Origin of the sequence: Hespellia stercorisuis DSM 15480 (assembly GCF_900142165.1) — a bacterium.
Lineage (GTDB): Bacteria > Bacillota > Clostridia > Lachnospirales > Lachnospiraceae > Hespellia > Hespellia stercorisuis.
Genome location: NZ_FQZY01000020.1, coordinates 65,851 through 76,179, shown reverse-complemented (window position 1 = coordinate 76,179; position 10,329 = coordinate 65,851). Strand labels below are relative to the sequence as shown.

Here is a 10,329-nt window from a genome sequence, read left to right as displayed (position 1 = left end):
GAATTCACATAGATTCACCTATGGTGAAAATGACTGTGGATAAGTAATGTTTTTCAATGTTCAGTTGTTGTTAAATATATTCAAAAGCCATAGAATTTGGCTTTGAATCAGAGTTATTTGAAAGATTGAAAGAGTAATCCACAATGAATTAAATTATTCAATCACAAACAATTGGTTATCCACCAATTACCGAAATAATATCGCAAAACAGGTTTTAAAAATTCTCTGTTTTGTACAAAAATTAATTAGTTCCCCAAGGGGGTTCTGAACAGTTACTAAGAATAAAAAATCTCCTGCAGCCGGACCAGTGTATCGGTATAATCACTCTGGCTGATATACTCTGAATCACAAAACACATAAATGATTTTCGGCAAAATGGACTGTCCAAACTCCACCCTGCGCTCCTCTTTCAGCGTCTGTGTCCGCTCCGCGACCAGAAGCTCCGTGTCCGCCTTCGTCAGCGCAAGCCCATATTTTTCCGTGTACTGATTGGTATCATAAACCTGTTTTGACAATGCCTGCCCTGCCAAAAGCTCCATCCAGTTTTTCTGCTCCATACCACGCACCTCCTCCATTAGTCTTTTGATTATATACCCGGCCCACACCCTTTACCAGTCTTGAATTTTTGCCCATTTTGTGGTATTATAAGTATAGAAAAAGAGGTCATTACGACCTCTTTTTTATTATTTCTCTATTTAAGACTGATCGAACCCAAGTCCTACTTTTCAACAGAAGAATGACGCAGTCGAATCCGAAACTCCGTTTGAAACGGTTCTCTCGGCGGATACACGAACCGAATATTTCCGCCGTGCTCCTCCACGATTCTTTTCGCGATCGCAAGTCCCAGCCCGGAGCCTTTCCCCGATGTTCTGGACTGTTCCCCCACCGTAAACGGCTGGAAGATCTTTTCCCCGATTTCCTCCGGAATGCCCGTGCCGTTATCCGCAATCATGATTTCGACCCATTCCTCCAGATTCTGAACGGTAAAATAACAAGTTGTGCCACGCTGATTGTGCTTCACAAAATTCCCAAGAATATTGTCAAAAACCCGCCGAAACTGCATCCGATCCAGCAAAAGTGTAATTTTCTCATCGGGAATGTCGACCTCAAGTCCATACCCGTCCAACTCAAATTCATTGTATTTTCCTGCGATATATTCTCTGCAGTATTCACTGAAATTGAGTTCCTCCGGCACCAGCTTAAAATCCGGATGCTCCAACCTGCTGTAATCATGAAATGTATTGATCAGGTCATTCAACGTACAGGATTTGCTGTATATCGTCTCCAGATACCGCTCTTTCTTCTCCCCCGTCACCAGCCCGTCACTGATTGCCCGCGCATAGCCCTGAATCACGGTGACCGGTGTCTTCAAATCGTGGGAAATATCCGCCAGCATCTTCTGCTTCTCCTGCTCTAACTGGCTGCGGCGAGTCTCACTCTGCTCCAGCTTCTGATTGAGACGGTTGAAATTATCACAAATCTGCATAAATTCTCTGGGCCCCTGGTATTCAATCGCCTGCGTCTCCTCCTCGTTGGCAAGCTTCACCAATGCATCATCAAGGATCCGCAGCGGCTTCTTGATTTTCCGGTTCATCCAGAAAACAAATGCAATTACCAGAACGATATAAATCAACAGAAAAAGAAGGACTCCGTAATCATTGGCCCGCAGCATCTTTTCTTTCTGGTAGTCACTGAGCTGTTTGTTGTACAGAATCAGCGTATAGGTCTTGTTTCGCTCTGTCTGAAACGGATATTTTCCAATCTGATTCCCGCTTGTCTCCTGTGTGAGCAGTGCGTACTCCCTCTCTGTAAGTTTTTTTCTGTCCAGTCCCCAGGTCTCCGAAATCACATTTTTCTGATCGTCAAGCAGCACATAGTGACTGACCTGCCCTCCCGAGTCCGACAAGACCACTTTTGTGACAAGGGTGATTTTTTTCTCATCCTCGGTCTGAAATTCCTCGACATAGACAGAGTCCTCTTCCTCAATCAGAGGAATGCATTCCAGCTCCTCCTTTGTATAAGGTTCCGTCTGTCCCCCGCTGCTGTATACCTGCTTTGCATTCTCGTCCAGGATTTCAAACCACCGGAATCCGTCTCCCATACGGCTCAGGGGAATCTGTTCATAGGCACCGGATGTCAGTTCCTTTTGATATTTCCCTATATCCACGGTATCCATCGGGAAAAATGCCCGGTTCACAACCCACCCCGCTGCGGTAAAAATCAGGATTCCGCTCACCACGATGATCATGGTAAATACCATGTAATTCTGAACCAGTAATTTGACGAGACTTCCCTCTTTTTTCTTAATGTCTCTCAAGCTTATATCCTACCCCTCTGACTGTTTTGATATACTCTGGATTTTTCGTGTCGTCCTCGATCTTCTCTCTCAGCTTCGAGATGTGTACCATCATGGTATTCGCGTCAGACTCAATATACTCGCCACAGCTCTGCTCGTAGAGCTGCATCTTTGTAAAGACCTGGCCCGGGTGTCCCATGAAGACCGCCAGAAGCTTGAACTCCGTCGCAGTCAGCGGAATATCCCGCCCCTTCTTCTTCAGCGCCACCTTCTCCATATCCAGCACGAGATCTCCCACCACGAACTGATTTCCGGACTTTTTCTCCTCACCCAGCTGATAGTAACGCCGCAGGTTGGCATTCACCCGCGCGATAATCTCCAGTGGATTAAACGGCTTGGCAATGTAGTCATCCGCCCCAAGATTCAGACCGAGAATCTTGTCCTCGTCCTCGCTCTTTGCCGACAGGACCAGAATCGGGATGTTGCTCTTCTGCCGGATTTTTCTTGTCACGGCGTATCCGTCCAGCTTCGGCATCATGATATCGAGCACCGCCATATTGATGTCCTCCCGGTTCAGCACTGCCAGTGCCTCCGCGCCGTCATATGCCACAAACACCTGGTATCCGACGCTCTCCAGATACACCTCCAGGAGTTCGACAATATCCTTGTCGTCCTCCGCCACTAATATATTGTATTTCATATAGACTCCCTTCCATCTTTGGAACATCAGCCATTTATGATTTGCCTTCGGCAAAGGGCTGACCAATCCCTGAACATCCGTCCATTTTAAATGTTCTGTGTAGACCTTCTTTTTCTTATCATAACATAGACACTGCCTCCGCCGCCACCTAATTGTTGATTGCCGCCAGCGGACTCAGCTTCATGGCCCGGACTGCCGGAAAATACCCCGCCACCATCCCGATCGCCATGGCAAATACAACGGCCACGAACGACAGCCACACTGGAATATAGGAAATATTTCCGGAGATTCCCATGCTGGCGCTGGCCCCCTTTGCGACCTGATTGATGACCAGGGACATGGCATAACTCAGCATGATCCCTGCCGCGCCTCCCAGCAAGCCGATAAACGCCGCCTCTGTCAGAAACATCTGCCGGATGGTTCTCAGCCCGCAGCCCAGCACTTTTATGACGCCGATTTCTTTTGTCCGCTCGTAGATAGACATCATCATCGTGTTGGCAATCCCGATTGCCGCGACTAGAAGTGAGACTGCCCCGATTGCTCCCAGCACACCCTGGATCATGGCCGACTGTTTTCTGGAACTGTTGATATATTCCATATTACTGGTCACCTCGTAGCCCTTTTCCTTCACCTGGCTCATCACAGTCTCCACCATTTTGGGATCATCCACCTTGATTTTCACACTGCTGTATGCCAGAAATGGATAGGCTGCTCCGGCCTTTGTCTTTGGCTGTCCCGGAATCACGCCGTTTTTTATCTGCGCCTTTAGGAAATGGAGCAGATCGTCCAGATCACAGTAAACCTCATTTCCATAGCTTGTCCAGTCCGTTGTTTTTCCCTTCAATACTCCGCTTATTTCCACATAACTTTTCTTCGCCGTGTTCCCGGAAGCCATTGCGGACGCTGCCGAATTGCTGTGTGAAGCATCTTCCGAATTTCCAGAATCTGCTCCCTCCCCGGCAGAACTTCCTCCCGCGCCTCCGGATGTACTGCTCTGTGCTTCCTGTTCCAGGGAGAAGAACACATTGTCTGCCTTCCACATTTTCTCAGGCGATTCTGCGCCCTGGCTGTCCATTCCCCACATATCTCCGTAACTCTCGTTTTTCCCGTGAAATGAAGCGATCACCATGTTGCCCGGAAGGAGCTGCAGCGCATCTTCATTGCTGCCGCCGGATGTCTTCTCCCCCGGCAGTGTGCCCCAGCCAACGGGCAGATTCTGTGCCTGCAGGGCATCCTGCTTCATACCGGTCAGCCGGACTTCCGCCTGCTTCTTTCCCTGATACAAAATGCCCGACACCTGCAGCACCGGAGTGGCACTCTTCACATGCGCGATCTTTCCCAATTGTGCGATGACTTCATCGGTGATATATTGCGGTTTATTTTTTGCTTTCTTAGCGTTATCGTCACCCTGTTTGATGCTCACGGTCATACTCGTGAGTCCCCCTGACTGTTCCGCCTGCTCGTACATGGACTTTTGCAGTCCCATACCGAGAGACATCATCACGACAATAGATGCCGTCCCGATGATCACTCCCAACACAGTCAGAAATGTCCGTAGTTTTCTCCGCCGTAGATTATTGATGCTCATCATCAAAAGATCCAGAAAATTCATCCTCCGCCAACCCCTTTCTTTTTTTCCTGTATGCCACTGCCCCTGCTGCCAGCACTGCCGCCGCCAGCCCAAGTCCAATTGGCAGAATCGGAACTTTTTTCTGTTTCTCCGTCTCATCAGGAATAACCATCTCTTCCTCTGCCTTAGTCACCGTAACGGTCATCTCCTGCTCAAGTGTCTCCACTTTTCCTTCTGCATCCTCATAAGAAAAAATCAATTTTACTTTCTGCGCACCTTTTGTCTCTTTTTCTCCCTTTACCATAAAATCGACCGAGGATGTGGAGCCTGAATCTACGTTTCCAATAAACATACCCTCCGATGAAATACTGTCGCCGGCGACTTTGACTCTCGCATTGTTCAGCTTCACCTTTCCAAGATTGTACAGGCTACAGGAAACGTTGGCCTGCGCCCCCACCGCAATACTCTCCGGTGACAGCGTAACCGGGCTGATTTCTACCCTGGCCTTCTGTCTGATCGGAATAGATACACTGGAGGCAGCCTCATACTGTGTCCCGGTTCCGTCCTCGTACTTGATTGCCAGATCAATTCCGTAGGGCTTCTGCACCAGATCTGACTTTGCGTTCAGGTCAATCGCAATTTCCCGTTCTGCCCCTGCACCAATCTCTTCCACATAAACGGAATTGGCACCGGACACCGGAAGAAAGACCGGGGCTGAATTTTCCTCTTTCCCGCCTGTCGGGGCGGTAAATCCAAACACCATGTTTTTTACGCTGGTGGATTTGGATGTGTTTTTCACTTTCACGCTGAGCTGAAAGTCACTTCCTGCCATCACCGTTCCCGGCGTAGTCTTAAATCCGGTCACGATGACACGGGGAACCGAAGCTGAGGCCGGAGCCCCATTCGCCGTAAATCCGCTGTTACTGAATCCGCCCCCGTCACCATACGACGCAGACAGGGCTTCCCCCGACGGCAGGGTGCTCTCTGTGCCGGGATCTATCTGTGGCTGCCCGTCCGGGTTGCTCTCCTGCTCTCCCTTGTTTTCCTGCTCTCCTTTGTTTCCTTTTCCCGGATCCTTCTCTCCACCCTCCGGGTCTTTCTTTTCCCCGCTCATGTGGACATAAATTTCCCGTTCCTCCTGATAAGCACTGCTCCCATCGTCAAAGCTGATCTGGAAGTCCAGCCGGTAATAGTCTGTCTTTACGTTCCCCCGTGCCTGAAGCATATAGCGAATGGTCTGACTCTGGCCGGGCGCAAGCCCGCCGATACTCTGCTCATAGTTCATCTGCTCGATCTCAAAGGGCCACTCGTCTGTGCCGGCGCCTAATTTGGGCATGATTTTCAAATTATTTGCTGTTTTGTTTCCCTCATTTTTTATCCGGATCTCCAGATTTTTTCTTTCTCCGTATTTGTAAGCGGGCGTTGTCTGCCCCTCACCCGCGTTGATCACAATTGATGGAACTGTGGTCTCCCCTGTCTCTCCGGGTGGATTTTCCGTCCCCGTTCCTTCACCGGTATCTTCTGCACTATTCACCGGTTCTTCTTTGCCGCCTCCGTCTTTCCCTGTCACAGACGCGCTCTCGCCGCCCTCCTGCTCTTCCTCCGCAGCAAATGCGACCTGCCCCATCGGATACACGGTCTGTCCCATCCCGATCAGGGCAACACAGATTCCTATCATACATTTTTTTAATTTCATGACTCTCTCCTCTCATTTGAAACCAGATTTCCATCTATAATCTTAATTACGCGGTCCGCATAGGACGCCAGCTGATCATCGTGGGTTACCATAACCAGCGTTCTCTTTTCATTTTTTACTACACTCTGCATCAGCTCCATGATCTCCCTGGAGGTCTTCGTATCCAGATTTCCGGTTGGCTCATCGGCAAATATGATCCGCGGCTCCATCACCAGCGCCCTTGCCACGCCCACTCGCTGCTGCTGCCCACCGGACATCTGGGCCGGCATATGGGTTTTATGTTTCTGCAGTGCCACCAGATCCAGCATCGCGCTTGCCTTCTTAAGCCTTTTCTTTTTGGATTCCCCGCGAAAGCTCAGCGGCAGCGCTACATTTTCCAGAGCAGTCAGCGTCCCAATCAGCTGATATGACTGAAATATAAAACCCACGTTCTTCCTGCGAAATGTAACCAGCCCGTCCTCGTCCAGCCGCTCCAGATGGGATTTGTTGATGATGATCTCGCCTCTGGTCGGCGGCTCCAGCCCCGCCAGCATGTTGAGCAGCGTAGACTTTCCGGATCCAGAGGTTCCCACGATGGCACAAAATTCGCCTTCATAAATAGCAAAGTCCACACCGTCCAGCGCCTTTACCGTCTCGTCGCCCACACGGTAGTATTTGTATAATTGTTTTACCTCGATAATCTTTTTTGATGTCTGCAATGATTGATACACCTGCCTTTCAGACTCTATCATAACTTTTGATTCTTTGATTTCACTTTACGTTACCTTAAGCTTTTTTAAGAAAAAAAGACGGTTTGAAAAAGGAAGGTACTTTTCCTTTTTCAAACCGTCAATAATAATTTTTCTATTTCTCTGTGGGGGTGATCCTTGTCCCTGTGAAATATGGCCACCCGATGGGGATCACCACTCCGGTCCCGAAAAGACGGAAACAGAAATCCGCACTCCGGCCGACCGGGTTCATACTCCCCCTCCAAAGGGCATATCGCACAGATCAGATACTGGAACACCTCCTCCGATTCTCCGAGCCGCTCTTTGTCAGCCGCCTTCACCGGTATGTCATAGATATCATGGAAGACCATGATCGCATAGGGCTCGTCTGTCTCATATTGTTCAGCCACAAGCTCGTAAAATGTCTCCATCAGGGCATCATTTTTCAGACCACACGTATTCAGGCCGCGCAGCATCTGCCACATACTCCCGCTCCCCTCCGCCTCTTTTGAGAACTGATATTCCTTCAGGTTCTCGTTCGTCTCCGCAAATGGAATCGCCTTCGCAATCGCCAGATTATGCGTTTTTTCCTGCGGGGATAATTTCAGGAAATGCAGATTGAAGGTCCCGTCTATCTCACCATCCCCATCCAGATAGCATCCGGCAATTCTTGTAAAGGATGTCCTGGCCGGGGTCATCCGTCTGGTCAGTTCCAGCATGTCCTCTCTGTTTATCATATCCATATGTCTCCTTCACTTCACAAAACATCCTTTTATTTCGCGGTCATTATATCATGTCATCCGCAGTGCCGTTCGATTCCGCTCTGCTTCATCTCACTCGCGGGCTTTCGCCCTATCAGCAGGTAGCAACAAGAGTTTACTTATGTGCAAGCACAACGTAAACTCTTGTTGTTACCTGCTGGCACTGCTCTTTGCTGTCGCGTACATTATATCATGAATTGAAATACAATAAAAGTTTCGGATAACATAGCCTATATTTTTATCTGTGGTATATTCGCGGATGGTACAAAAAACAGTAAAATGGCGATCAGTCTGCCGCGCCATCCCAGCTCACGATCCGATAATACACTCTTGCCGTGAGAAAGTAAATAATACCATACATCACAGCAAATGCCAGAAAGCAGGCCAGTGTACAGCCCACAAACAGCGGCACATTGATCAGGCTCAGTATCGCCAGCAGTCTGGCGATCAGCGGAAATGCAAACGCCACATGGATCCCGGCTGTCAGAAGCGGCAGAAAGAACACGGTCAGTATCTGGGAATGGATTGTCTTCCTGATCTCGCTTTGGCTCATGCCCACCTTCTGCATGATCTCAAACCGCTCTTTGTCATCGTATCCCTCCGAGATCTGCTTGTAATAGATGATCAGAATGGTCGCAGCCACAAACAGCATTCCCAGGAATATACCGATGAAGAACAGACCGCCATATACTCCGGTGAGCATCCGCTCTGATTCTGCCCTGCACTCCGCGGATGCTGCAAAGTCAAACTCACTCGTCATCTTCTTGTACACCGCGATCTGGTCCTTCTGATCTCCGCTCACATTAAACCCGCAGAGGCTCCTTATTTCAGAGGCGCTCTCCCCATAGGCAGCCTTCTGCTCTATCTGGAGCTTCTCCAGTTCCCCGATATCATTTACGACAATGAAATGGCTGCTCACCACATTGGAGGCCATCAGCCCGTTTCCCACAAAGTCGTCCAGCCTCTTCTTTATCTTATATTCTTCACCAAACACTTCCAGTGTCTGCTGGGCAAATGCATCCCGGTTGGAATAAATCAGAATCTCACCGTCTCCCAGCCTCTCATGACTGCCCATCACCCGGTTGTAATCAGACAGCGGGATGAAAAAGAGATTGCGCAGATTATTCAGTTTTACCGCACTGTTGGAATTATTTTCACGGTCTGTAATGATCTCATTTCCATTCTCCACGCCGGAAAAAGTCAGATAGGTGTATGTGATCTCATCCGTCACATCCACGTTGTGCTCCGCTGCGGCCTTCTTCATCTCTTTGTCTATATTCTTACACTTATCCGGCAGCTCTCCTTCCGCATAAAGCGAAATATCATAGGGGTATCTTGTGGTGATGACGTCCTTCAGCCCGACCATCAGAGATGTTGTGGACGACACCATGACGAGGACCATGGTCGAAAGTACACAGATATTGGCAAGACCAACTGCATTCTGCTTCATGCGGTAGATCATGCCCGACACACTGGTGAAATGCTTCGTCTGATAATAATATTTCTTATTTTTGCGCAGCAATTTCAACAGCGTAATACTGCCCGCAGTGAACAGCAGGTAGGTTCCGATAATCACCAGGATTACCGCCACAAAAAACAGCGGCAATGCCGCAAGCGGATTTTCCGTCGTGACCGAAATGTAATAGCCTGCCGCAAGACATCCCAGCCCCAGAATGGTCATCAGCCACTTTGACTTCGGCTCACGCTCTCCGGCCTGTCTGCTCTGGAGCAGTTCTATCGGCTTGGAGAGTTGGATCTGACGGATGGAATTTAATAAAATCAGCAGAAAAATAACGCCGAACAGCAGAATGGATGTCCGGATCGCCTGCCCGGATATATAAAATCCCAGTGCGATGTCGTATCCCAGAACCTTCATGATCAGCAGGTACATCAGCTTATCCAGCGCCACACCGAACACCAGCCCGGCTGCCATACTGATCAGATACAGGTAGATTGTCTCCAGCAGAATAACCTTTGCGAGATGCTTTTTTTCCATCCCCAGAATGTTGAACAGGCCAAACTCTTTTTTCCTTTGTTTCATCAGAAAACTGTTGGTGTAAAACAAGAAAATACCGGAAAATATTGCCACCACCCAGCACCCCATTCCCATGATGTACCGAACGGTCTCGTCTCCTATCACATCCTTGATCCCTTCGTTCAGAGAGAGTGATTTCATAATATAGAACAGTGCCGTCGTAAAAATGCAGGTGAGCAGATACGGAAAATAGATCTTCCCGTTCTTTTTGATATTGTCCGCGGCAAGCCTGGCATAAAAGAACTTACTCATGGCGATCACCACCTGTCGCGATCAGCGTCAGCGTATCCGCTATTTTCTGATACATTTCTTCGTTGGTGCTGTTGCCACGGTAGATCTGGTGAAACACCTCACCGTCCTTAATAAACAGCACCCGCCCCGCATGGCTCGCCGCTTTTGCGGAATGTGTCACCATGAGGAGGGTCTGTCCGTCCTCGTTGACCTCATTGAACATCCGCAGCAGCCCGTCTGTTGCGTGGGAGTCCAGCGCTCCCGTGGGCTATGTCCAATTAGTACAACTTTAAAAAGGCCCCGGCATCATAGCCAGGGCCTCCTTTTTTGCTC

Annotated in this window: 8 protein-coding genes and 1 pseudogene; all 9 read right to left on the bottom strand. The window is 49.1% G+C overall.

Annotation, left to right across the window (positions count from 1 at the left end):
• Positions 1-275: 275 nt before the first annotated feature.
• Positions 276-557, bottom strand: coding sequence for a DUF6323 family protein (locus BUB85_RS08210; RefSeq protein WP_073108271.1), 282 nt, complete (start codon positions 555-557; stop codon positions 276-278).
• 161 nt (positions 558-718) lie between these two features.
• Positions 719-2,317 carry a sensor histidine kinase gene (locus BUB85_RS08205; protein WP_073108266.1) on the bottom strand — a complete coding sequence of 533 codons (1,599 nt, stop codon included), beginning with the start codon at positions 2,315-2,317 and terminating at the stop codon, positions 719-721.
• Positions 2,304-2,996, bottom strand: coding sequence for a response regulator transcription factor (locus BUB85_RS08200; protein WP_073108263.1), 693 nt, complete (start codon positions 2,994-2,996; stop codon positions 2,304-2,306). Before BUB85_RS08200 ends, BUB85_RS08205 begins: the two co-directional genes overlap by 14 nt.
• Before the next feature lie 148 nt (positions 2,997-3,144).
• Entirely contained in the window at positions 3,145-4,608 is a 1,464-nt protein-coding gene (locus BUB85_RS08195; protein WP_073108260.1) for an ABC transporter permease, read from the bottom strand.
• A complete protein-coding gene (locus BUB85_RS08190; protein ID WP_073108257.1) occupies positions 4,571-6,262 on the bottom strand; it encodes a COG1361 S-layer family protein in 1,692 nt (563 codons plus the stop codon). The genes BUB85_RS08195 and BUB85_RS08190 overlap by 38 nt, the downstream gene beginning before the upstream one ends.
• The gene (locus BUB85_RS08185) at positions 6,259-6,993 is read right to left on the bottom strand and encodes an ABC transporter ATP-binding protein (RefSeq protein WP_073108254.1); all 735 of its coding nucleotides are present in this window, start codon (positions 6,991-6,993) and stop codon (positions 6,259-6,261) included. Before BUB85_RS08185 ends, BUB85_RS08190 begins: the two co-directional genes overlap by 4 nt.
• 89 nt (positions 6,994-7,082) lie before the next feature.
• Positions 7,083-7,706 carry a DUF4317 family protein gene (locus tag BUB85_RS08180; protein ID WP_073108250.1) on the bottom strand — a complete coding sequence of 208 codons (624 nt, stop codon included), beginning with the start codon at positions 7,704-7,706 and terminating at the stop codon, positions 7,083-7,085.
• Positions 7,707-8,016: 310 nt separating this feature from the next.
• Positions 8,017-10,017: an ABC transporter permease gene (locus BUB85_RS08175; RefSeq protein ID WP_073108247.1), complete on the bottom strand. Its 2,001-nt coding sequence runs from the start codon at positions 10,015-10,017 to the stop codon at positions 8,017-8,019.
• Positions 10,010-10,264, bottom strand: a pseudogene (locus BUB85_RS08170) (ABC transporter ATP-binding protein); the annotation flags it as partial. The gene BUB85_RS08175 and the pseudogene BUB85_RS08170, both read right to left, overlap by 8 nt.
• Positions 10,265-10,329: the final 65 nt, after the last annotated feature.